A 22,764-nucleotide genomic window follows, 5' to 3' on the forward strand; every position below is an offset into this window, starting at 1 on the left:
CAGAGCCATCGACACCATTTCATGTGCTCTCGGGGAATGGAGTTATGACGGGGCACAGATAGGCTCCGAGCTTGACCCGCCAAGGTTCCGAGCGTTTCCTCCAGCGCCCGTGGAACGTATCGACATCCCCAAGAAGGCAATTTATCGCCTTTCCATTTACAACCGCTGCCTGCAGCGGCTGGTGGAAAACGGGCAGAAAACGGTGAGTTCCACCGCCTTAGCCAAAGCGGCTGGAGTAAAGTCGGCGCAACTGCGCAAGGATCTGGCCTATTTCGGACAGTTTGGAACCCGTGGTCTCGGCTACCCGGTGGAAACGCTGGCAACGATGATCCGCGATGCTCTGGGGCGGGAGAAACTCCAGCCCGTGGTTCTGGTGGGGGCGGGTAATCTCGGGTCGGCACTGCTCCATTATCAGGGATTTCAGAAGGAAGGCTTCGAGGTCGTAGCGGCCTTCGATGCCGATCCGGAAGGGGCCAAGGCGCGGGGCGTGAGCGTTCCCGTGTATTCTGAGAAGGAAATGGAGGCGAGGATCATCGCCGAGCAGGTGCGATTGGCGATCCTTTGCGTTCCGGCGGTGATCGCGCAATCCTTGGCAAACCGGCTCGTGGACGCTGGAGTTCAGGGCATTCTCAATTTCTCGCCGGTCATGCTGGAAGTGCCGGCCGAGGTGGTGGTGAATAATGTCGATCTCGCTCTGGAACTTGAGCATCTGAGCTTTTTTGTCCGCTGAGAGGATCAAAATGAGCAAGAAGGGAGGAAAAGCCCAAGAAAAGGGGAGGCGCGACGTTGAAGAGGAAACCGTGACGTCCGAAAGCGCGGCTGCCAACCCAGAGGGAATGCCTGAGACCCGTGAGCAATTTATCGAACAAGCGATGGCTGACTTTGAGTCGCCGCTTGTCGGATACGCCATGGGATTCGTCCACGATCTCGATCGCGCCAGGGACGTGGTGCAGGACACATTCATCCGCTTATGCCGACAGGACATCGAGAAAGTTCGAGGGGGCCTGAAGAGTTGGCTCTTCACCGTCTGTCGGAATCGGGCGCTGGATATCTTGCGCAAGGAATCGCGAATGACAGCGCTGGAGGAGGAAAGCCACGAACGCACGCTTTCAAGTCTCGCGGCGCCCGACAGCGAAGTGGATTTCAACGAACGCATTGAGCAAGTGCTGAGCTATATGGAAAGGCTGCCGGAGAACCAACGAGATGTCATCTTGATGAAATTTCGAGATGGCATGAGCTACAAGGAGATCAGCAAGGCGACCGGATTGTCCGGAGGCAACGTGGGTTTCCTGATTCACAAAGGGGTCAAGCGGCTAAGACAGCTACTGCCTGAAGATTTGATGGAGGGACAATAAGAATGAAAGTAACACCCGATGATCCAAGGCTGAGCGCCTACCTGCTGGGAGAACTTCCTCCGGAAGAGGCCGCAGTGATCAAACGTGCCGCCGCGGCCGATCCTGCCATCAAGATGAGTCTTTCCGAACTGGAAAAGACCCTGGGATTTCTGAACAAGGTCTTGGGTGGTGCGGCGGGGGAAACGCTCTTGCCTGCCCAGCGGGAAGCGATTCGTCAGGCAGGTCGTGATGCCGACTCGATTGGCAAGATCGTGCCCCTCGCTTCGGCTCAGCGGAGTTGGAAACCATGGCTGACCGGCTTGGGCGCCGCAGCCGCTGTCGCCTTTGCCGCCGTGCTCATGAGTCGAGTCGAGCACGACCGATCTGGCGGCATCGCCGAGGCCGGGATCGTGACCCACGAGATTGCTCTCCTACCGATGCCGGGCCCCAGCGGAGTCGTGGGGCACTCGACGAGCGTCGCCAGCCGGAGCCAGTCGATGGTGGAACAGGCCAAGAGCCTGGAAGCCCGACCGGGCGGATTCCTGAGTGAGGTGGCGAGACATCTGGATCGAGCTCCACTGCCTGAACCCGCGAATCTCCCGAAGACGGGTCCTCAGTCCGACTTTTCAAAGGGGCCTGCGACGAGACTGCCGGTCGTCCTCGGCTTTTCGAGTCTTCGCTGGGTGAGTGGATGGGTTCGGGAAAAGCAGCAGCTTCCGCCGAGAGATGCTGTTAGGGTCGAGGAGTTGATCAACAACGCCGTTCTTCCGGGGGGAATGGAGTTCGAAGGGATGAGACTTTCGATCGAGACCATGAAGTGCCCGTGGAATCCGGATTCGTGGCTCGTTGGCGTGCAGCTGAAGGGCGGCGGGGCTGATACAGTGGATCTGGAGATGACTTATGAAGCGAACACCCGTCGTCGGGTGTTAGGTTCCTTTTCCCAGCAGAGTGACGCCGAGCTCCCGCGTGTTCTCCCGGCAAAGCGCCGGACACTGAGTCTGCTGGAGGTGAAAGCCGGAAGCGGGGATCCTGGTCGGGTGGTGGTTCGTCGGGATGGAAAAAAATCGGAGTTTCAGGTGCCCTCTGTCCAGCAGGAGCCGAGCTTCGGAATGCGCCATGCGGCAGGACTCGCCGGCTTCGGCATGTGGCTGCGTGGAGAAGGGGTGGGCGACGATCAACTTCGCTCGATGCTTGCCGCGGCAGCGGCCGACAAGGACCCGGTAAGAGCGGAGGTTCGGCGAATGATGGCCGAGGCGCTCAAACTCGCCCACTCAGAGCGTTGACCACGGGGCGAGGGATGGTTTGAGTCGGCGCGTGTCCCGCTTATCCATTCCAGAATATGCCATGGCCTTAGCGCACGTGGCATCGCTCCGATCCGAAGATCCTTATCGTAAAGTCGGAGCTGCCGCGCTCGATTTCGACAATCGGGTGATCGGGACCGCCTACAATGGATTGGCCCCTGGCTTCAATCCCAGCAAAGGTTTCTGGGATGACCGGGATGCGAGGCAAAAATACATGCTCCATGCGGAGGTGAATCTCTGCAGCCTTTTTCGCCGAGGTGAGGTCAAGTTGGTGGCGTGCACGACCATGCCGTGCACCTCCTGCATGCAGACGCTCTGCGCCTATGGAGTGCGTGAGATTTACTTTCGCGACATCTACCACGCTTCGGATGCGCAGGAGATTGCGGAACTCTACGGCATCCACCTTGAGCAGGTGACAAGCTATCCGCTCATGCCGGGCCCTTCGGAAGACTGAGCTTATTCCTCTTCGGGAAGATCGCCGCCGAAGAAGCTCTTCATGTAGCCGAACTCCATCATGGTGTCCTGCCAGGGAGAGATGATCGCCGGGTCCCGGAAAATTCGTCCCGCCCGAGCCATGGCCATTTCGGCGGTCAGTTCATCCTCATTCTGGTAAGCGATCGCGGCCTCAGCGAAGTAGCAGTAGGGCGAGTCATCGAGGTGATCGTAAAGCTCTGCCATCTGCTTGGCTTCCTCCATTTTGCCGAGCTTGATTCGGGTGAGCATTAGCTTGAATTCCACCAGACGCTGCATCATCAGGCTGCGCCCCTTGCTCTCTTCGGCCTTTGAGCGCTCGACGAGGGCCGCCAGCGTTTCCTCGGCCTTTTCCCATTGCTTGGTGACGAAGTAGAGTTCGGCAATGTTGAATTGGATGCTCTTCTCGCCGGGCTGAAGTTCGTTGGCCCGCTCAAAGTGCTGCATGGCCTTGTCAAAGGCGCGGAACTCTACCTGACAGGCACCGAGAAGGTTTTCCACATCGGGCGAATTGTCGAAAATCGCCTGGGCCTTGCCGAGTTCCTCAATGCATTCGAAGACACGCTTCTGACCAAAAAGCTCACGGCTTTTGTTCATGTGTTTTCCGAATTCCACCCGCTGATCTTCTGGCAGGTTGAGGAATTCCTTCTGCCATGGAAGCATCGCCTGATCGGACGACGCGGCTTCAGGTGCTGAATTCGAGTCGCTCTGGGCGTAAAGGCCGCTGACGCAGAAGCTGGCTGAAAGGAGGAAAATCAGGTGGGATTTCATGAGTGGGGAAATGGATTGCTTAGCGGAGCTTATGAGCGAAATGCAGCGTCTGCAAGCCGTCGTTCAGGATGTATAGAGATGGTGTTTGCGGATGTAACTCAGGACGGCCGGTGGTATCCATTCGGTCCAGGGAGCTCCCGCGCGCAAGGACTCGCGAATCGTCGACGCCGAGGCCGGATGGGTGCCTTCGAGCGAATGGAGCTGCCAGCCCTCCCGAGCTCGGGGATTGCCGTCGCGCGAGAAGACGATGAACTCCAGTTCGGAGGCGAGCGTTTGCGGTTCTTTCCAGCGGGGCAGCGCCTCCCACTGATCGTGACCCATGATCCAGAAGATCCGCGCGTCCGGATGATCTCGCCTCACCGCAGCGACAGTTAGATGGGAGTAGGAGGGCTCGGGTGCCTTGAGGTCGAAGTCGTCAGCGACGGCCCAGGGCAGATCCCGGATGGCGAGCCGAATCATTTCGAGGCGGTGATGTCCCGGAGTCGGGGGGGTGTCGGTTTTATGAGGAGAGATCCGGCACGGGAGAAAGCGGACTTCATCGAGACCCAAGGCCTGAACCGCCAGTTGGGCAATCTTGAGGTGCCCGAGGTGGATGGGGTCAAATGTGCCGCCAAACAGGGCGATGCGTCCAGGTTTGCTCATCGATCGCTAAACTCAGCTAATCAGGGGAGACCGGGGACAGCAATGATCGAAAGCCGGTGAGTTGGCATCGATCGCGGCCGAGTCGATTTCTCAAATCGTTTAGATCCGGTATTGCTCAGACGCGAAGAATTTGCATACTCCGCGAGCCTCGCTCTGGTGTGGCTCTAGGTGATCTGGGGGGAGAGCCCGGAGTTGCCCGGGGCGGGGTCTTGTCATTTCTGCCCGGAATTGCCCCCGGACAGCTTTTGACAATTAGGATTCAATTGTCGCTTGCGTGAGTCCGCATGGGTGCGCAGTATCCGCCGCATTCCCAAGGCGGCTTGGCGGAATTGGTAGACGCGCTCGACTCAAAATCGAGTTCTTCGGAGTGTGGGTTCGAGTCCCACAGCCGCTATTTTCAATGTTTGGAAGAGGTGAAGAGGCATGGACGACACGAGGACGATCGGCATCATTGCGGGAAAGGGAGTTTATCCTGAAATTTTCATTCGGGCGGCACGCGCAAAGTCCCCGGGAATCCGTCTGGTGGCCGCTGCGGTGGAGGGTGAGGCGAGTCCCGAACTCGCGGATCAGGTCGATGCGATTTCGTGGTTGCGCGTCGGGCAGCTCGGGAAGGTGATCAAATTTTTCAAATCACAGGCCGCTCAGGAAGTGATCATGGTTGGCCAGGTGGCGCCGAAGAACCTCTTCGACCTCCGACCTGATCTCCGCACGCTGATGGTTCTCGCGAAGATCAAGGAGCGCAATGCCGAGACGCTTTTCGGAGCCGTGGCGAACGAGCTTGAGAAGGAGTCGATCGAACTGCTTCCCGCAACGACCTTTCTTGAAGATCTGCTCCCTCCTGCGGGGCATGTTTTTGGACCCGTTTTCAAGAAACGACAGCTCGATGACGCGGCTTTCGGGTTCCGGATCGCCAAGGAAACCAGTCGTCTGGATATCGGCCAGACGGTGGTCGTCCGGCACGGCACGGTGCTCGCGGTGGAAGCCTTCGAGGGAACGAACAACTGCGTTCGCCGTGGCGGCGAACTTGGCCACGGCAAGGACGTGATGCTGGTGAAAGTTTCCAAGCCGAATCAGGACTTCCGCTTCGATGTTCCGGTGATCGGGCCTCAAACCATCGAGGTCTGTGCCAAGACAGGAGTCATGGCGATTGCCGTGGAGGCAGGGCGAACCTTGCTGCTCGAGCGCGAGCGCATTCAGGAATTGTGCGAAGAACTTGAAGTCACTCTCCACGCGGTCGAAGCCGAGTGAAGAGACGGCTCGCTTTAGGCTCCTGATAATTTCTGAAGCGGCGCGACCTTGTCGATCGCGACGAGGGTTTGCTGATCGAGCGGCTCACGCTCGACGGCCGCAAGCGAGTCATCGAGCTGGGCCACGGTGCGTGCGCCAATCAGGGCCGAGGTCACGGCAGGCTGGTCCATCACCCAGCGCAGCGCAAGGTGATGAAGGGGCATGCCCAGGCCTTCGGCAATCTGGTTCAAGGATCGAAGTGTCTCCATCTGCGCATCGATCTGCTCTTTCTGCACAAAACCTTCCTCGCGGTCGGCACGTGATCCGGCGGGAATGCCTTCGAGATACTTTGCGGTGAGCATGCCCTGTGCGAGTGGGCTGAATGGAATCGAACCAATGCCATTCGCTTCAAGCCACGGGTGAATCCGAGGTTCCGGATCCCTTCTGAGGATCGAGTAGGAGGGCTGATAGATGAGGCAGGGGACACCCATCGCATCGAGCATCCGCACCGCCTTTTTCAGCTGTTTGTAGGGGTAGTTCGAAAGCCCGACGTAGAGGGATTTCCCCTGTTGGACCGCCGTCGCGAGTGCTGACATGCTCTCCTCAAGAGGTGTTTCGGGATCGGGGCGGTGATGGTAGAAGATATCAACGTAATCGAGCCGAAGCCGACGCAGCGATTGATCGAGCGACGAGAGCATCTGCTTCCGTGAACCCCAATTGCCGTAGGGGCCGTCCCACATCAGATAGCCTGACTTCGTGGAAATGATGAGCTCGTCGCGATGCGCTGCGAAATCTTCCGCCAGAAAGCGTCCGACATTCTCCTCGGCGCTTCCCGGGGGAGGACCATAGTTGTTTGCCAGGTCGAAGTGGGTGATGCCCTGGTCAAAGGCGCGACGAAGGATGGCACGAGCTTCCTCCTGGTCGTCGATGTGTCCGAAATTGTGCCAGCATCCCAGCGAAATGGCGGGAAGCTTCAAGCCGGACTCACCGCAGCGCGGGTAGGGCATGCGGCCGTCGTAGCGCTGGGGATCGGGTGCGTACATGGTTTCGGGAATCAATGGTTGCGGGCGCGGAGTGCATGGATGCGCTCAAGCATGGGCGGATGGGAGTAATCGAGCATCACGCGCATGGGATGAGGGGTGAGATTGGAAAGGTTCTTCGCCGAGAGCTTCTTGAGGGCGCTGATGAGGTGCTCGGAGGTCTCCATGGCATTCGCCGCGTAGGCATCCGCTTCGAATTCGTGGCGGCGCGACCAGGCGTTGGAGAAAATGCCCAGGATCCGGCTGGCCGGGCTGAAGAGGATGGCGAAGAGCACGAGACCGACGTGTGGGGAGATCGTTTCGACGCCGAACGAATCGAAGAGCATTCGCGCGAAGGTGCCGTCCGGATCGATCACGAGTCCGAGCAGGAAGAATAGCGCGGCACTTTGGGCGATCGCGACGAGGAGCCGCTGGACGATGTGCTTGCACTTGAAGTGCCCGATCTCATGGGCGAGCACGGCAACCAGTTCGTCTTCGCTTTGTTCCTCCACGAGCGTGTCGTAGAGCGCGATCTTCTTGGTCTTTCCGAAGCCGGTGAAATAGGCGTTGGCTTTGGTGGATCTCTTGGAACCATCCATGACCGAGATCTCTGTTAGAGGGAACTCGCACTTTCTTGCCATGCGTTCGATCGACTCGCGAAGCGGACCGTCCTTCATCGCTTCGAACTTGTTGAACATCGGAAGGATGACGGCCGGGGCGAGCCACATCAGGAGCAGCTGAACGGCAGTGAAGAGCACCCAGGCCCAGAGCCACGCATGGGGCACATTGCCAAAAATCCAAATCAAACCGGCTGCCAGCGGCAGACCAAGAATGGCACTGAGAAGCAGTGATTTCACCTGGTCGCCTGCGAAGGTGGCCGGCGTGGTTTTGTTGAAGCCAAACTTCTCCTCAATGACGAATGTGGAATAAAGGGAAAGCGGCAGGCTGATCAGGTAGTGGCCGAGAAAGAGCAGGGAGAGAAAGTAAAGTCCGGCGAGCAGCTCGTTGTCGGTCCACGAGCGCGTCAGCTGATCGAGCCAGCCGAACCCGCCAATGAGCCAGAAGGCGAGAAGGATGAAGAGGGAGGCCACCGATTCGATGATGCCAAACCGGGCGGACTCCCGCGTGTACTGCTGGGATTTGGCGTAGGTCTCGGCGTCAAAGACGTCAGCAAACTCCTCGGGAAGCTCGGGAGAGAGCGCCTTGAGGTTGAGCAAGGTGACGATGAAGTCGATGTTCCAAAGCATCACCAGAGCGATGAGAATCGTGAGTCCTACGGCGTTCCATTCCATGTCGACGGAGAGAATGCACCGCGATCGGGGCAGGGCAAGGACGGGCTGAGAAAGCAGTGAGGCAATTTGGATTTGGCAGGCGCGGCCCGGGAGGACAGGCTGGCCGCACATGCAACGCTTTGAAGGTAAAGTCGCGGTGGTCACCGGAGGTGGCCGGGGTATCGGGGGAGCCATTGCCAAGGCCTTCGCAGCCGAAGGCGCGAAGGTGGCAGTGGTCAGCCGGAGTGAGTCGAGCTGCGGCAAGACCGCCGAGGAAATCAACGCCGAGTACCCGGGAGCAGCCAAGGCCTATGCGGTCGATGTGGCGGATCACGCTGCGGTCCAGGAGCTCGGAAAGACGATCGTCGCGGACTTCGGGACGGTGAACATTTTGGTCAACAACGCCGGAGTGACCCGTGACGGTCTGCTGATGCGGATGAAGGAGGAGGACTGGATGACGGTCCTCGACACGAACTTGAAAGGCGCCTTCAACACGGTGAAGTCCTTCATGCGCGTCCTGATGAAGGCGGAGGACCCCCGAATCATCAACATCGCCTCGGTCATCGGTTTGATCGGAAATGCCGGGCAGGCCAATTACGCCGCCAGCAAAGCGGGACTGATCGGATTCACAAAGTCGGTGGCGCGGGAGCTCGCCGGTCGCAAGGTGACATGCAACGCGCTGGCTCCCGGTTTCATCACCACCGACATGACCGACGAACTTCCGGAGAAGCTTCGCGAGGAAGTCAAAGGCTCGATTCCTCTCGGTGAGTTTGGCTCTGTCAGCGACATCGCCAAGGTCACCCTCTTCCTCGCCAGTCCCGACGCCCGCTACATTACCGGCCAGGTGGTGGCGGTCGATGGAGGCATGACCATGTGAGATGATGGAATTGATTCTTCTCAGACACGGCAAAGCCGAGGACTCAAACCCGGGCGGCGATGCGCAGCGGGCATTGGTTGAGAAGGGGCATGATCAGGCGAGACGTGCCGCGCGCCTGCTTCATGCCATCGATCGACTGCCGCATATTGTTCTCTCAAGTCCGCGGCTCCGTGCCCGCGAGACCGCCGAGACCTTCTGCGAAGCGGCGGAGATACCCGGACCCGTCATGCAGGGATGGCTCGACTGCGGAATGGACCCGGAAACGGCCTTGCAGGAATTGCGGGCCTTCTCGGATTTTGATCGCGTCATGATCGTAGGTCATGAACCTGATTTTTCTTCCCTGGTCGAGTGGCTGTTAGGTTGCTCGGGAAGTTCGGTGGAGGTGAAAAAGGGATCGCTCGTCGGCATCGAAATCCATCCACCGGCATGGCATGCTGTGTTGATGTTTGTGATTCCGCCGAAGATGATCGGCAAGCGATAGGGAGTGGCGCTTGCTTCGAGCGCCATGGGGAACGCGACTTGAAGTCGCGTGGATCACTGTTTCTCCAGGCGCGGTTTCAAAATCCTCTCATCCATCAAGACGACGCGATACTCTGTTGAGTTCCGGGATTGATACTCGATCAGATAGTAGGGGATCGCGAGGTAGTCATCGCTTTGAAAGACGAGGTACTCCAACCGGGTCACGATTGCCTTCCCGGTAAGGTCGTCCTGCTTTGTGATAAGCTGGATCGCCCGTTCTGCTGAAACAGCAGGCTCGCCACTGCCATCCAGGGGCCCGATCGACGCCGGCAAACGCTTCGAATCGACATAAAAAACCCTCCGGAACTTGAGCTCATCCCCGGGGATCTCAGCGCTGTCGAGTTTCAGTCCCAATCCCGGACTGGAAAATACAGGGCCGATATGGAGGGGAATATCCTCTGCGGTCAGTGATTCTAAACTGCCGAAAAGGCAGCTCACAAATGGAATCAGCGATGAGGTTTTCATGAGGACTACTCGAAGAATTTCTTCAGCGCCTTTTGCTCCTCGGGGTCGAGCGACTCTTTCCACACCCGATCGCCCCCGGCTCCGGTGGATTGGATGCCGCCGCCAGATGAGCTTCCGGTTGCGGACTCATCGACATGGTGTTCGCCGTCCTGCAGCTGAAGAAGATCGCCTGGAAGGGTGCGGGAAAGATCTTGGGCCTCGAGTGCTTCGAGATTTCCCCCCTTGAGCATTTCGCCCCGTTTGCCAAGCACGCCAGGTGCGTGGCCGGGTCCGCGATCGACCCCGCCGTTGCCGGGGCCTTCGCCGCTTCGTGGCGGGCCCTCGCCCTTACCTTCACCTTCGCCTTGGCCATTGCCTTGACCATCGAGGAGCTCGTCCATCCATCCATTACCCTGCCCCCCGCCATTGCAGTCTTTGCACGCCTGACCCGCTTTCTGCATGTTCTCACGGAGCTGCTGCAATTGCTCGGGGTTGAGTTGTCCGAGATTGTTAGGGTCGAGTTGCTTGAGTTGTTCGAGCAGTCCCGGATTCGGTTTGAGGCCACCGTTTTGCAGTCCCTGAAGCGCCTGATCGAACTGGTTCATCAGTTGATCCTTTCTTTCCTGCGGCATGCCACCCGCATTTTTCTGGAGGTTGCCGAGTGCCTTCTCTGCCTGATTCAGGTCGCGCTCGAAGCGCTGCAACTCGGACTGATGCTGCTTCTTGAGCGAGTCGGTCGCTTCCAGCGATGAATGACTGAACCATTCCTCTTCTTCCTTGGCGCGAAGCTCTTCGAGCTTCTTCTTCATCTCCTCAAGGTAGGTTTCATCGATCATCTCGTCTTCGCCGAGACGCTCGAGATCGGCTTCGACCTGTTTCCAGGTGTCAGGTTCCTGAGGGCCCTTGCCATCGCCGCCGGGAAGGGCCGATACCGGAATGAAAAGACCGGCCATGAGAAAGAGCAGGGCGGCCAACGGAGGAATGACAAGCCGCTGCCAGTTCCAGCTAAGTCCGGCATCCACTCGAACAGGAACTTCCGGCCAGGACCGAACGCCGGCACTGGCTGCGGAAAGACCATTGCGCAGATGCATCGCGGCTTCAATGCGCACCATGGATGCCTGACGATTCTCAAAGCGGGCTCGGGCAATCGCCCAGGCAATTCCGGCGAGAGCGAGCAGGACAAGTGCGATGCCTGCGGCCAGTTGCCATACAGGAGTTCCAGGGATTTCTCGACGGACCAGAAGGAGGACAAAGGCACCGATCAAACCGACAACAACAAGGGGCGCAGTGAGCGACTCGATCCACCATCCAAGATTCACTCGGCGGGAGACGCGATCGGCTTCCCGCGACCACGCATTTTGCAGTTTTTTGTTGGTCGGCTCCATGATGATTGCCTGGAGCTTAACCTGCTTGCGCCTGGTTGCGATTCGAAAATTCCGTGAAGAATGGATGAATCCGGGGCATTTCCTGGCTGGAGGATTACCTCTGCATCTTCTTCTCGAGATCGAGATTCGGCACCGCTCCCAACTCCAGGGCTTTGGAGTAGCTCTCGAGTGCCTTCTCCTTTTTGCCCTCATTGGCGTAGAGGATGGCGAGATTGAAGTGAGGTTCGACGAGGGTTTCGTTGCAGGCGATGGCCGTCTTGAAGGCTTCTTCAGCCGCCTGAATATTGCCGAGGCGGTACTGCAGGTTGCCGAGAAGGATGAGCCCTTTGGCGTCGGTGGGGGCAAGTTCGACGGCTTTCTTCAAAGCGACCAGTGCTTCTCCATTCTCTCCAATCTGAGTAAGCGAGTGTCCGAGCATCTGCTGGGCATAGGGGAGATTCGGGGTGATCCCGGTGGCCTGGCGGAAAATGTCGACAGCCGAATAGGTTTCCCCCAAGGCGAGTTCGACGACGCCGAGTTTGCACATCGCCACGGTGTCTCCCGGATTCCGATCGATGATCATTTCGAAGGCCTCGCGGGCGGCATGGAGGCGACCTTTCTGATAGGCGCGGGTTCCGGCTTTCGAGTAGGGCTCCAGTTCTCTTTCAAGTCCGGCAATGTTCTGGTTCACCTCGGAGCGCGGTCTGGCATGTCGGGAAATGATCACGCCGTCCACCTGCTGGTCCTCAACCATCCGGAGCTCTTCCGGCGAGAGATTCAACTCGGTGCCCTTGTAGACGTTCATTGCGCGCCGAATGCTTTCGTCGGCCTCACCCTTTTCCTCAAGAGTGGCTAACAGGATCTCGCGGGCTTCGCGACGCTTCTCCTGAATGTCCATCTGTTTCTTGATGATATCCCGCAACATCTGCGTCTCCACCGGATCAGCGCCGCCGGAGGCCAGGGCCCGGTCTTCCCGCAGGAGTCGCGATTGCAGCTCGGCGATGCGATTCTCCTGTGCGGTCTTCTCGCGACGGAATTCCTGAATGCGCAGTTTGCTGATCGCGAGATCCCGAAGCGCCTCTAACAGGTCGTCCTTGCTGGCGTCGCTGTCTTCCTGAAGGGTTTCGTAGCGCTCCTTGGTTTCGCGGAGCTCACGATCGAGTGCCATGTTCTGGTCGATGACCTGCTGGAGCTGTCCGGCTTCATTCAGCTTGAGAAGCGCAGCCATCTGATCACGTTCGCGGAGAAGGTCGTCGCGTTCCTCGCGCAGTTCGTTAAATGATTCCCGGACTTCGGCCAGCTCTGTTTCCAGCGATTGAATGCGCCCCTTGGCGACATCCAGTTCGCTGTCCTTTTTCGCGAGCAGCTCCTGAAAGTGCTTCAATTGCTTGCGCTGGCCGGCGACGACTTCATTGGCCGTCTGTCGCTCGATCTCAAGATTCTTGCTGAGGTCGGCGACTTCCTGCATCAGGCGCACACGTTCAGCCTGCAGGGCGTCGATCTGTGCCTTGGCCTGTTTGGTTTCAGCCTGGCTCGATCCCAATGCTTCACCCATCACGCTTTTCTCACGCTCAAGCGCATCAATGCGCTGGCTCAGCGCACGGACCTCTTCCTGCATCGGCTGAGATCCTGTCTTGCGACGAAGTTGATCGAGCTCCGACTGGGTCCTTCGCAACTGGGCAAAGGCCATATCGCGTTGCCGTTCTGCCTGGTTCGCGGGTGTGCCACCTGCCTGAGGCGCGGATCCGATTTGCTGTTTGAGGCGTGCGGCCTCTTGTTCAAGTTCGGCAATGCGACGCGTCTCAAGCGTTTCGACCGGTCCCGATCCGCCGGGCATCTCGATTTCCAAATCATGAGGTGACTGGCCCTGCGTGCCGGCACCGCGACGGACCCCGCCCTCGAGTTCAGCCGTCGCGCGATCATTGCCCTGCTCCTGTTTGAGCGCATCCGGCGTCACCCTGGCGATATCGGCGACGGTCTTGTCAATTCGCCCCTGAAGCATCTCGGGTTTCCATGTCGGGAAATTCTTGGATATCTCTCCAAACATCTGGCGGGCCCGGCGAAGCTTGTTGAGCGCCTCAAGGTGCTTGCCTTCCTCAACAAGCTTTTCCGAATCCTTGGCGAGAAGCCACGCCTGAAAATAGACGTCCGAGGGATCGAATGCCGCAGGCGCGGGGCGCTCGGCGGGGACGGGGGACTGAGCTGAACTGGTAGCGAGTGGAAAGACGCAGAGAGCAGCAGCAGCCAAGAGAGCGCTGCGTGACGTCAAGTCGCTAAGTATTCGAGCCATGGGGCCGGGAAACTAGTAGTCAAAAGCCGCTCCGACAAGGTCGAAAACAAGGAGGAATCCTGATGGGTTCCAAGCTCCGAATCTCCGATCCCCAAACGGGGATAGGTGAGATCGCGACGGAAGAATCCATCTGCGAACTCCAGTGAAACAGATAATCAAAACAACTGTTCGAAGCGAGCGCATAACGGGGTTGTAAGACGCTGGAGAAACAATAGTTACATCCAAATTAACGGTCAGAAAAAATCCATCGACTTCAAGTTGGAATCGGTAGTTTAAATCGAATGTTTTAAATGTTTCCATCGTGCTTACGGCGGAGGAAGTGGGTGAGGAGGAGGGATGGGTGGCTCCCGGACGATGATGAGTTCTTTCTTGGGGAGCCATTGGCGGATCGCGCTGGATTATCCGCGCATTCTCTCACGCCGTTGACCCGGGAGGAAAGACCACCTATTTCCCGCGCATGGATTTGACCACGACGGCATACGGGACATGGAGCGGCGGACGTTTCATGCACTTTGGTGAGACACTCAGTGAGGAGCGCTACATGGGCTGCATCCAGACAGCTTACGAAGCCGGCTTTCGGACTTTCGTCACAGCGGATGTCTATGGGAATGGCAAGGCGGATGAATTGCTCGGTCAGGCTCTGAAAGGTGTCGATCGCGAGAGCTACTGCCTTGTCGGCATGCTGGGTCACGATTTCTACAACGGCCAGCGTCAAGGCAGCCGGGGTTACCCGCGCTTCACGGATCCTGATCTTCGCGGTGAGGATGGCTACGAGTCGTATATTCGGATGGCGACAGAGAAGTCGCTCGAGCGCTGCGGCGCCGATCGCTTCGACCTGATGATGCTTCACAACCCGGATGAGACCGGCTTCACGAGTGAGGCGGTCTGGAGGGGATTGAGTAAAGTAAAGGAAGGCGGTCTAACGGATCGTCTCGGACTGGCCCCAGGACCAGCGAACGGCTTCACGCTGGATGTGATCGATTGCATCGAACGCTACGGCGAAGTGATGGATTGGGCGATGCTGATTCTCAACCCGCTCGAGCCCTGGCCCGTTGGGCTGACGCTTCCTGTTTGTGAAAAGCATGGCGTGAAAGTGCTGACGCGAGTCGTGGATTACGGCGGACTTTTCTTTGGAGATATTGAAGTCGGCCACGAACTGAAGGCAGGTGATCATCGCGCTTACCGTCCGGAAGGCTGGGTCGAGCGAGGCCTGGAAAAGATTGAAAAGATGAAGGACGTGGCGGCACGTCATGATCTGAACATGGCGCAGTTCGCAGCGATCTGGAACTTGAGTCAGCCGGCTGTGGAAAGTGTGGTTCCGACTTTCATTCAGGAAGCCGGAGAACATGCCCGACCGATTGAAGAGCAGATCAAGGAGTTTGCCGTCTTGCCGGATGTTCGACTCTCGATTGAAGAAGTCGATGAGATCAAAGCCATCGGTGACAATACCGGCTGCATGATTCTGAAGGGCGCCAGCAAACGTCACCAGGTCAGCGAGCGTCCCGATGAGTGGCCGATGCGCGAGGACCTGCTGGAGCTGGCAGGAAGGCACGGCCTCGGCTCGGAGTGGTAATCTCCGCCGCAAGCCGTCTCAAGTCGTTCGTGGCTCCGCCTTCAGGTGCACTGCGAACGACCCTTCGATTCCGCGCCCACCTGACGGTGGGCTAGGAAGCCTTTGGTCAGGGTTTTTGTTAGGCTTCGGCGAGATGCCTGACGCAGAACTGCGACCAGGTTTCGAGACGCTCGAACATCGGGCCGGCGAGTTCACTGAGCTCGGTGAAATTCAAATCGGCGAGGGCGTCCTCGTTTGACTGCACGTCGTCGCTCTCGAGTTCGATCACGTGAACAATGCCGAGGTGAACCTGACCGACGGTATTCGACTCGTCGTTGAGCAGGGCGATGATTTTGTTGCGGGGTTCGACTTTGAAAACGAGCTCTTCACTGAGCTCGCGTTCGACCGCGGCGAGGTAGGCATCCGGGCCAGTGCGGCCACCGCCGGTGTCCACTGGGTTGATGTGACCACCGACGCCGACGGAGCGCTTGGCGTGCAGGCGGGCTTCGCCGCCGGCCTTTCCGCGGGTGTAGTTCAGAATCCGTGAACCGCAGCGGATCACGCAATAGGGAATCAGCTGCTTGTGGCTTGGATCGTCCTCGGCCTCGGCGCGATCCATGAAAAAATGATTGGCGGGGTCAAGCAGGCGCTCGATCGCGGCATCCATGCCTTCCGTGCGGATGCCTTCAAAACTGCCGATTTCATCGAGCAGCGAACGGGGGACAACGAGCACTTCTTCACCGGCATATTTTGACATGCGCGGAGCCTCTGGACTGAGGAAACCAGAGTCCAGAGCAAAGAAGCCGGAGATCAGTTCTTGAGCTTCAGTTTTTCCAGCTTGGGAGAGATGACGGCGCGACAGTAGCCGTTCGTCTTGTTCTGGAAATAGAAGTCCTGGTGATAGTTCTCGGCGGGATAGAAAGTTTCCAGCTTGGTGATCTCGGTGACGATAGGGTCCTTGAAGTCGGCGGCTGCGGCCTTTTTCGAGGCTTCGGCCGTCTTCTTCTGCTCCTCGGAGTGATAGAAAATCGCGGAGCGATACTGGGTGCCGACGTCCGCGCCCTGACGATTCAGGGTTGTGGGATCGTGGAGCGCCCAGAACCAATCCAGCAGCTTCTCGTAGCTGAGCTTCTTCGGATCAAAGACCACCTGAACAACCTCCGCATGCCCGGTCGTGCCGGTGCAGATTTGCTGGTAGGTGGGGTCCTTGACGGTGCCGCCCATGTATCCGGAGGTCGAGGAGTAGACTCCATCGATCTGATCGTAAACGGCTTCGGTGCACCAGAAACATCCGGCACCGAGGGTGGCAACTTCCGCGCCTTCAGGAACTTCAGGCAGGGCGGCGGGCTTCTTGTCTTCTTCTGACATGGCGGTACAGGCGGAAAGGGTCGCGACGGCGATAAAGGACAGGAGTGTTTTCATGGGGTCGTGAGGCACTTGGCTGGGTACTGATTCCCCGTGCACGGCAGTATAGTGCGGAAATCGGTCTGGTAAAGGAGCGGATGCTTTTCCTTTCGCTCGGGGACGAATCCGGATTGGATGCGTCATCATGAGTGAAGCCGCAATCGATATCGAGCAGCTGCGGAAATGCTACGGCCGCTTCGAGGCCCTGGCGGGTATTTCCCTGATGGTTCCCCGAGGTTCTGTGTTCGGGCTGCTGGGTCCGAACGGGGCAGGAAAGAGTACTCTGGTGAAGTCGCTGCTGACAATCGTCCGCCCCACCGAATGCCGAGGAAGCATGCTGGGTGAGAAGATCGGTCACCGCCAGACGCTTGGTAAAGTCGGCTATCTTCCCGAACATGCGCGTTTTCCCGACTATCTAACAGGTCGACAGATCGTCGCCTACTCGGCGGGACTCGCGAAGGTGCCTGCGTCGATGGCGAGGGAAAGGGCGGAGCGGCTTCTCGAGCTGGTGGGAATGAAGGAGTGGGCGGATCGCAAGAACGGAACTTACTCGAAAGGCATGCGCCAGCGGATCGGACTGGCTCAGGCATTGGTCAATGAACCGGAGATCGTGTTTCTCGACGAACCCACGGATGGTGTCGACCCGGGTGGCAGGATTGAAATCCGCAAAATCATCGAACGCATGCGCGATGAGGGACGGACGGTTTTCGTCAACAGCCACTTGCTCGGTGAAGTGGAACAAGTGGCCGACAAGGTCGCGATCATGGCGCGCGGAAGGATCATCGAGCAGGGATCCATCGCCGACCTGACTCACCAGGAGAGCCGCTATGAAGTCCGAACCGTGGGCCCGGTGCCGATGCCACTGAGGAGCCATTTCGAATCCGTGGGCATGCGCGTCGCAGGCGACACGATCAGTCTGCTCGCCGACGATGCGCATGGAATTCAACCGCTGATTGATCGACTACGAAGGGAAGGGGCGGCAATCCGGGAGATCCGGGAGGTTCGCAGTTCTCTTGAGGAGGTCTTCGTGGCATCCGTGGAAGCGCAGGGAAGGGAGGAGGCATGAGACAGTTTGTTGCCATCCTGATCGACGCTTTACGCCTGCTGCGCGCCAAGGCGCTGTTTTGGATCACGCTCGGCATTTCGGCGGTCGCAGCCCTGCTTTATCTATCCATTGGGTTTGATGAGAACGGCATCACTTACCTCTTCGGAGCAGGCTCCTTGGAGAATGATCTCATTCGAAAAGGCTCACCCCTGGCGGAAATGTTCTATCTCGGGATCTTTAGTACGGTGATCGTCGGAGTTTGGCTTTCATGGGTGGCGGTAATTCTCGCGCTGATCACTTGTTCGCCGATTTTCCCCGAGTTCATGGCTGAGGGCAGCGCCGGGTCGGTGTTGTGCAAACCCATCTCGCGACTGCGGTTGTTCTTCTTCAAATATCTGTCGGGTCTGCTGTTCGCGGTCCTGCAAACCGCGGTCTTCAGCCTGATCGTCTTCATCGCGATTCGCTGGAGGGTCGGGACCTGGAACCCATCGGTGTTCTGGGCGGTGCCACTGATCGTCCTGATGTTTTCCTATCTCTGGTCGGTGATGGTCGCTGTGGGAATCCGGACTCGCTCGGTGATGGCCTCGGTGCTCGCTGCGCTCGTCGTGTGGTTCGGTGCCTGGATTGCGAAATCCGTCGAGGAATTCGGCTGGATGGCTTCCGAGATGGGCGAGGTGCCTACTGCCCAAGGCAACATGCCGATGACGGCTGAGGAGCAGCAGCAGTGGCAGGACCGATATCCGGCGCTGTCAGCCGGCTACAAGCTTCTGCCGAAAACCTCCGACACGGTCGCGCTTCTGAATCGCTACATCACGATCGAGGGCTCGCGGGACTTCTCGATGAGCCAGCTGATGAATGCGATGACGACCGGTGAGGCGCAACGCGATCAGGAGTTGGATCGGACTCTAACAAGACACTCAGCGGCATTCATCATCTGGAGTTCGCTCGGTTTCGAGGCCGTCCTAGTGGCCTTTGCAGCCTGGTCTTTCTGCCGACGGGATTTCTGATCTTGTAGCGATAGCGATTGAGGCAACAACGAGATGTCGCTGATATCGATCAGCGATAGGGAATTCTAGGCTCCGATCTTCCAATCGTGGTCGGTTCCCTTGCTGAACGAATGGACGATTTTTCCGTTCACATCGATGTGGCGGAGATGGAGGCGTCCGCCCTTGATCGAGAGGTGGGAAAAACCGTGCACGTCCTGAAAGAAGCAGTCCGGATGTTTTTCCTTTCCGCCTCTAACACGACCTCCGCCGCCGCCGGAAATCACAAATGATGTCTTCAATCCGTCGAGTTCGAGATGCTGGAGATCGTGTTCATGACCGCTCAGATAGAGGTGGACTCCGGCCTTCTCCAAGAGCTTGCCGATTTCGTCGATGAGCGGAGGTGTGCCCTGATACTTGCCGTTGGAATAAAGGGGGTGGTGGCCGAGGACGACCGTGAATGCGGCACGCTTTGAGGAGAGTTGTTTTTCAAGCCATGCCTTTTGGGCGGTTTGTTCCTCAGGGGTGATCCAGCAGGGGATCTTGGGGCCGTGAAGGGGACGGTTGACCGCCTCCAGATTCGTGTCGAGCATGAGCAAGGTGATCTGAGGATTCCTGGCGGGGAGGTCGACCCGGTAGTATTTTCCCGGCATGGACCAGCGGGTCTTGCGATCGAGCGACGCGGCGTAACCGAGTTGGACCTTCTCGTTGTCGCGGGTATCGCGATAGTCGTGATTTCCAAGAATGGCCCAGCAGGGATTCGGGAAATGCTCAGAGGGATACATCTCCGAAAACCCGGTGGTCCAGCGTTTGGACTCAAGACCTCCGGGCATCTTGCGATAGAAATTGTCGCCCAGCATGAGCAGACCATCCGGCTTCTTTCCCAGAATCTCCGAGTAGTGGATCATGGCCCGCGCAACCGCCTGCTGTTTCGCATCACCGCTTCCGAAATCGCCGAGGGCGATCAGATCGAGTTCCGCGCCACCCAGTGATTCCTCGGCCGCGGCGGATGAACTCAAGTTGAGGTTCATGGCGACACTCGAGCAGAAGAGGGTCTTCAATGCCTGGCGGCGGGATAAGGGAAGCTTTGGGTTCATTCGGGGAAATAGATCAAGGGGCGATCTTGAAGTCGAAGAGAATTCTCCTGATGTCTGCAACTTCCGGTCACAGGATGACGGATGGGATGAAGAACTCGCTTGGAGGCCTCCTCCGAATCCGTATGATTCACGCGATTGACGACCCAATGCTGCCATGCGAACCCATTCCCATATCATGACAATCGCCGCGGTGCTGATGGCCGTCGGCATGGCGGTCCTTCCCGCTGATGCTCAGCAAAAAGCCGCGAACGAGGGGGATCGGAAGCTGAGGATCGGAGACCCGGCTCCCCCGCTGAAGCAGGGTGTTTATCTCAAAGGCGAACCGGTTAAGGGCTACGAGAAAGGGACGGTTTACGTCATTGAGTTCTGGGCAACCTGGTGTGCGCCTTGTGTGAAAGCGATCCCTCATTTGACGGAACTTCAGGATGAGTATGGGGACAAAGTCGTCATCATTGGGCAGACGGTCAGTGAGAGGCAGAACGAGAAGATCGTGAAAAGCTTCGTCACGAAAATGGGGGATCGAATGAATTATCGGGTAGCAATGGATGATAACTCGGAGATTCCCGCAGGTTACATGACCGCCAGTTTCCGGAAAGCCAGCGGACATATGGCGCTTCCTCTTTCTGTTATTGTCGATCAGGAAGGTCGGGTTGCCTGGCTCGGACATCCGGGCGGTTTGGTCTATGGTCTGAAAAAGATCGTGGGCGGCAGTGGCGAGACGGATTAGGACTTATCACCCGGGATTGAGAGGGTGCGAGCGACGACGTCTTAGGGAGGGAGTGCAGCCTCACTCGACAAGTTCTGAAAGGTCTTTGGGCAGAGCGTGGTCTTTACTGCGCTGAACCGGGCAACGGATCAAGGTGTTGTCCTTGATCACTGCCTTGGGGCTGTTGGACGCCAGAATTCCCCGGGCGAAGGCGTCTTGAATGTAGCAACCGGAAATCTCGCCCGTGGCGTGGAAGAAGGCCACGGCGTCATCACCTGAGGCAATGAACCGACAGTCTCTTACGATATTTCCCGTCGTTGGAGGATCCCAAGGCTGACCAATCTGGGGACCTCCACCCGGAGAAGCCAGGCAGGGAGTCTGGCCGGCGATGGGTGCGGCTCGGTCGGTGACACAGTCGATGATCTGGATTCGATCAAAGCCCCCCCGGAAAACACCGCGCGTCTTATGGGTCCACTTGACCGATCTGAAAAGGAAGTCGGAGCCACCCATCAGCCAGTAAGTTTGCCCGCCGTGCTTTGATTTGATTCCGATCAGGTCTCCGGGCGAGTAGTTCGGCTTCAGGTTTTTCTTCCGAAGATTGATTTGCCAACGCTTGTCCCCAAGGGGAATCGCCTCCGTCCAGGCCAGTTGTGCATTGTCTTTCACCACAAGCTTCGGGTCGGACTTGCTATTGGTGTAGCGGCGAAGATAGCGGCCCTGGTCGCTTTCCGGGTTGAAGATGTCCGCTGGAGAAGGAAAGCCGTCCTGAATCTCCAGAACCACTTGGCCCATGCCTGCCTCAACGACGGTTCCCTGGCTCACGGTGTAGTTCTGCCGGGTCATGTGCATATCGGCCATCGTGACGCGGAACACGCTGCGACCTGAGATGGCATGGATGGTGTCACTGAAAACCAGCACGGTCCGTTCCATCCCTGCACCCTGAAAAATCAGTCGTCCTTCAGGGCCCGGCCGCACTCCGCTCAAGTCGATTGTCCCGTGATCGGAATCATTGCCCCGGAGATGGAATCGGCCTTCGTCGAATTCGAGTATGATGTGATCGTTGGGTGCTTTCCGGAAATGCCGCTTCGCCCGATCGATGGCCTTCTTTATGCCCTCAGCGGTGATTCCGTATTGCTCCCTCACATTCCATCGCAAGGTTTCGGCGTCTGCCGGGGGACTGAGGGCCATCAGCATGGCAGCTCCGATCTGCCCCATGGCAAGCAATCGAGCGGTGAGAGAATCAAGTGTCCGGGAGATCATCGTCGTGAGAATACCACGGGTTCAGCGGATTTGTTTCGTGAAAGAGTAGCGGAGCGGGACCCAGGACAGAGCAGCGGACGCGACGGGCGGTTCAGGGCGGGATAACGGCATGCGAGGATTCGTGGTTGAACCTCGCGTGCTGTCGGGGGATCGTCCTCTTCGTGAAAAGGAGGCTGAAGCAGCTGTTAGGTGGACTGGGCATATTGCTTGCAGTCGTCTTGTTGGGACTCTGGCTGGCCCGCAATGCGATTGCAAATTCCGTGATGAATGAAGCGGTGCCCCGGTTGGTCGCCAAGGCAGCTGACCACGGTGTCATCTTGCATGACCTGAATCACGATGAGGCCAAGGTAACGTCACCGGTGAGGGTGAAGATCCCGGGAGTTGAGGTGGGCTTTGATCTTGGCGTCAAGAATCGGAACCAATTGCGTTCGCAATTTCAGGCCGACACGGTGGGCTTGAAACTGGCTGGTCTATTCCCACCAAAGGCCCGCTTGGAGCTGGAGAATTTTCGTTTGGGTTTTCATCCCGAGGACCTGCCGCAGAAAGTTCCGTTTGAGTCCTTTGACGAAGCCCGTTTTCTCAGTGCTCCGCTGCCGATCACGGATCCAGAGGCCTGTCTCAGGCAGGTGATGTCCGGGCTGCGCGCCCTATTCGAGGAGAATTCACTGGTCAGGGACTTTGAGTTGTCAGGGAAAGTCGAGTTGGAGCTTGGGGAGCACGGAAGGGAATCCGCTCTTCTTTACACGGAAACCCTGCCAGATGAAGCGAAGCGTCTGCGTTTCGACAAGGAGGATCTGAGGCAGATCGCGAAGCAGACCAAGGTCGTCATTTCCGAGGACGAGCTGGAGATTCTGTCGGTTTACCCCCTGCGGGCACCGGTGATCATGTTGATCACGGCGCGAGCCAAAGCAGGTTCCGTGGAACGAAGGTTGAAGGATGCGTCCTTTCCTGAAGATGCGTTCCGGCATTTGACCTGGAGCTTCCAGTTGACGAGGGCCTTCGGGCCGGACTTCGCCAAGCAGGTCACGGATGCCCATGAAACATTGCCTAACAATACCGAGGCGGAACGAGCCATGGATTACCACAACAACGCCTTGGCCCGCGAGTGGGCGATGAGTGGCATGGAGGCATCGGAGATCAGTCGGCTTCTGATGGAGGATTCCCGAGCGATTCTCGCGCCGGAATAA

The 22,764-nt window shown here is 58.1% G+C and carries 23 protein-coding genes and 1 tRNA gene; 13 read left to right on the plus strand and 11 right to left on the minus strand.

All coding sequences use genetic code 11. From position 1 onward, the window contains the following. The first annotated feature begins 109 nt into the window (after positions 1–109). The 4 genes from ACFQY0_RS02655 to ACFQY0_RS02670 all read left to right on the plus strand — a co-directional run bounded on the left by ACFQY0_RS02655 (position 110) and on the right by ACFQY0_RS02670 (position 3,089). A complete protein-coding gene (locus tag ACFQY0_RS02655) occupies positions 110–730 on the plus strand; it encodes a redox-sensing transcriptional repressor Rex (RefSeq protein ID WP_379708808.1) in 621 nt (206 codons plus the stop codon). Positions 731–740: 10 nt separating this feature from the next. After that, on the plus strand, positions 741–1,355 hold the full coding sequence (locus ACFQY0_RS02660; protein ID WP_379708810.1) for an RNA polymerase sigma factor: 615 nt from the start codon (positions 741–743) through the stop codon (positions 1,353–1,355). Positions 1,356–1,357: 2 nt separating this feature from the next. Beyond that, positions 1,358–2,617, plus strand: a complete 1,260-nt coding sequence (locus tag ACFQY0_RS02665; protein WP_379708812.1) for a VWA domain-containing protein — start codon at positions 1,358–1,360, stop codon at positions 2,615–2,617. 61 nt (positions 2,618–2,678) lie between these two features. Continuing rightward, positions 2,679–3,089 (plus strand): cytidine/deoxycytidylate deaminase family protein, encoded by a 411-nt coding sequence (locus tag ACFQY0_RS02670; protein WP_379708814.1) that lies wholly within the window; start codon positions 2,679–2,681, stop codon positions 3,087–3,089. A gap of 2 nt (positions 3,090–3,091) precedes the next feature. Here ACFQY0_RS02670 and ACFQY0_RS02675 read toward each other — a convergent pair whose 3' ends face one another. Both ACFQY0_RS02675 and nadD read right to left on the minus strand, forming a co-directional pair. Next, entirely contained in the window at positions 3,092–3,877 is a 786-nt protein-coding gene (locus tag ACFQY0_RS02675) for a tetratricopeptide repeat protein (protein WP_379708816.1), read from the minus strand. A gap of 63 nt (positions 3,878–3,940) precedes the next feature. Further along, positions 3,941–4,519 carry a nicotinate (nicotinamide) nucleotide adenylyltransferase gene (nadD, locus tag ACFQY0_RS02680; RefSeq protein ID WP_379708818.1) on the minus strand — a complete coding sequence of 193 codons (579 nt, stop codon included), beginning with the start codon at positions 4,517–4,519 and terminating at the stop codon, positions 3,941–3,943. Positions 4,520–4,833: 314 nt separating this feature from the next. Here nadD and ACFQY0_RS02685 point away from each other — a divergent pair. Next, a tRNA-Leu gene (locus ACFQY0_RS02685) sits at positions 4,834–4,913 on the plus strand. A gap of 29 nt (positions 4,914–4,942) precedes the next feature. Next, positions 4,943–5,767: an LpxI family protein gene (locus tag ACFQY0_RS02690; RefSeq protein WP_379708820.1), complete on the plus strand. Its 825-nt coding sequence runs from the start codon at positions 4,943–4,945 to the stop codon at positions 5,765–5,767. 14 nt (positions 5,768–5,781) lie between these two features. Here ACFQY0_RS02690 and ACFQY0_RS02695 read toward each other — a convergent pair whose 3' ends face one another. Together ACFQY0_RS02695 and ACFQY0_RS02700 are read right to left on the minus strand one after the other, a co-directional pair. Continuing rightward, the gene (locus tag ACFQY0_RS02695; protein ID WP_379708822.1) at positions 5,782–6,789 is read right to left on the minus strand and encodes an aldo/keto reductase; all 1,008 of its coding nucleotides are present in this window, start codon (positions 6,787–6,789) and stop codon (positions 5,782–5,784) included. A gap of 11 nt (positions 6,790–6,800) precedes the next feature. After that, positions 6,801–8,057 carry a M48 family metallopeptidase gene (locus ACFQY0_RS02700; RefSeq protein WP_379708824.1) on the minus strand — a complete coding sequence of 419 codons (1,257 nt, stop codon included), beginning with the start codon at positions 8,055–8,057 and terminating at the stop codon, positions 6,801–6,803. Positions 8,058–8,166: 109 nt separating this feature from the next. Between ACFQY0_RS02700 and fabG the strand changes: the two genes are divergently transcribed. Both fabG and ACFQY0_RS02710 read left to right on the plus strand, forming a co-directional pair. Beyond that, complete coding sequence (gene fabG, locus ACFQY0_RS02705; RefSeq protein WP_379708826.1) at positions 8,167–8,913, plus strand: 3-oxoacyl-[acyl-carrier-protein] reductase; 747 nt, start codon at positions 8,167–8,169, stop codon at positions 8,911–8,913. Between the two features lie 4 nt (positions 8,914–8,917). Next, the gene (locus tag ACFQY0_RS02710) at positions 8,918–9,394 is read left to right on the plus strand and encodes a SixA phosphatase family protein (RefSeq protein ID WP_379708828.1); all 477 of its coding nucleotides are present in this window, start codon (positions 8,918–8,920) and stop codon (positions 9,392–9,394) included. A 53-nt stretch (positions 9,395–9,447) separates the two neighbouring features. Here ACFQY0_RS02710 and ACFQY0_RS02715 read toward each other — a convergent pair whose 3' ends face one another. From ACFQY0_RS02715 to ACFQY0_RS02725, 3 genes are all read right to left on the minus strand, one after another. Continuing rightward, positions 9,448–9,897 (minus strand): hypothetical protein, encoded by a 450-nt coding sequence (locus ACFQY0_RS02715; RefSeq protein ID WP_379708830.1) that lies wholly within the window; start codon positions 9,895–9,897, stop codon positions 9,448–9,450. A 5-nt stretch (positions 9,898–9,902) separates the two neighbouring features. Further along, positions 9,903–11,261 (minus strand): OmpH/Skp family outer membrane protein, encoded by a 1,359-nt coding sequence (locus tag ACFQY0_RS02720; protein ID WP_379708832.1) that lies wholly within the window; start codon positions 11,259–11,261, stop codon positions 9,903–9,905. A gap of 94 nt (positions 11,262–11,355) precedes the next feature. Further along, the gene (locus tag ACFQY0_RS02725) at positions 11,356–13,530 is read right to left on the minus strand and encodes a tetratricopeptide repeat protein (protein ID WP_379708834.1); all 2,175 of its coding nucleotides are present in this window, start codon (positions 13,528–13,530) and stop codon (positions 11,356–11,358) included. 457 nt (positions 13,531–13,987) lie between these two features. Here ACFQY0_RS02725 and ACFQY0_RS02730 point away from each other — a divergent pair, with 457 nt between their 5' ends. Beyond that, positions 13,988–15,103, plus strand: coding sequence for an aldo/keto reductase (locus ACFQY0_RS02730; protein WP_379708836.1), 1,116 nt, complete (start codon positions 13,988–13,990; stop codon positions 15,101–15,103). Between the two features lie 118 nt (positions 15,104–15,221). Here ACFQY0_RS02730 and ACFQY0_RS02735 read toward each other — a convergent pair whose 3' ends face one another. Together ACFQY0_RS02735 and msrA are read right to left on the minus strand one after the other, a co-directional pair. Then, positions 15,222–15,839 (minus strand): hypothetical protein, encoded by a 618-nt coding sequence (locus ACFQY0_RS02735; protein ID WP_379708838.1) that lies wholly within the window; start codon positions 15,837–15,839, stop codon positions 15,222–15,224. A gap of 53 nt (positions 15,840–15,892) precedes the next feature. Then, on the minus strand, positions 15,893–16,504 hold the full coding sequence (msrA, locus tag ACFQY0_RS02740; RefSeq protein WP_379708840.1) for a peptide-methionine (S)-S-oxide reductase MsrA: 612 nt from the start codon (positions 16,502–16,504) through the stop codon (positions 15,893–15,895). 127 nt (positions 16,505–16,631) lie between these two features. Here msrA and ACFQY0_RS02745 point away from each other — a divergent pair, with 127 nt between their 5' ends. Next, a complete protein-coding gene (locus tag ACFQY0_RS02745; protein WP_379708842.1) occupies positions 16,632–17,552 on the plus strand; it encodes an ABC transporter ATP-binding protein in 921 nt (306 codons plus the stop codon). Continuing rightward, on the plus strand, positions 17,549–18,538 hold the full coding sequence (locus tag ACFQY0_RS02750) for a hypothetical protein (RefSeq protein WP_379708844.1): 990 nt from the start codon (positions 17,549–17,551) through the stop codon (positions 18,536–18,538). The genes ACFQY0_RS02745 and ACFQY0_RS02750 overlap by 4 nt, the downstream gene beginning before the upstream one ends. A gap of 65 nt (positions 18,539–18,603) precedes the next feature. Here the strand turns inward: ACFQY0_RS02750 and ACFQY0_RS02755 are convergent, their stop codons facing one another. Further along, entirely contained in the window at positions 18,604–19,611 is a 1,008-nt protein-coding gene (locus ACFQY0_RS02755; RefSeq protein ID WP_379708846.1) for a metallophosphoesterase, read from the minus strand. 175 nt (positions 19,612–19,786) lie between these two features. On the opposite strand from ACFQY0_RS02755, the gene ACFQY0_RS02760 reads away from it, so the two are divergent. Continuing rightward, the gene (locus tag ACFQY0_RS02760) at positions 19,787–20,338 is read left to right on the plus strand and encodes a TlpA family protein disulfide reductase (protein WP_379708848.1); all 552 of its coding nucleotides are present in this window, start codon (positions 19,787–19,789) and stop codon (positions 20,336–20,338) included. A 60-nt stretch (positions 20,339–20,398) separates the two neighbouring features. Here the strand turns inward: ACFQY0_RS02760 and ACFQY0_RS02765 are convergent, their stop codons facing one another. Beyond that, the gene (locus ACFQY0_RS02765; protein ID WP_379708850.1) at positions 20,399–21,577 is read right to left on the minus strand and encodes a right-handed parallel beta-helix repeat-containing protein; all 1,179 of its coding nucleotides are present in this window, start codon (positions 21,575–21,577) and stop codon (positions 20,399–20,401) included. A 161-nt stretch (positions 21,578–21,738) separates the two neighbouring features. On the opposite strand from ACFQY0_RS02765, the gene ACFQY0_RS02770 reads away from it, so the two are divergent. Continuing rightward, positions 21,739–22,764: a DUF6973 domain-containing protein gene (locus ACFQY0_RS02770; RefSeq protein ID WP_379708852.1), complete on the plus strand. Its 1,026-nt coding sequence runs from the start codon at positions 21,739–21,741 to the stop codon at positions 22,762–22,764.

Origin of the sequence: Haloferula chungangensis (assembly GCF_042664875.1) — a bacterium.
Lineage (GTDB): Bacteria > Verrucomicrobiota > Verrucomicrobiia > Verrucomicrobiales > Akkermansiaceae > Haloferula > Haloferula chungangensis.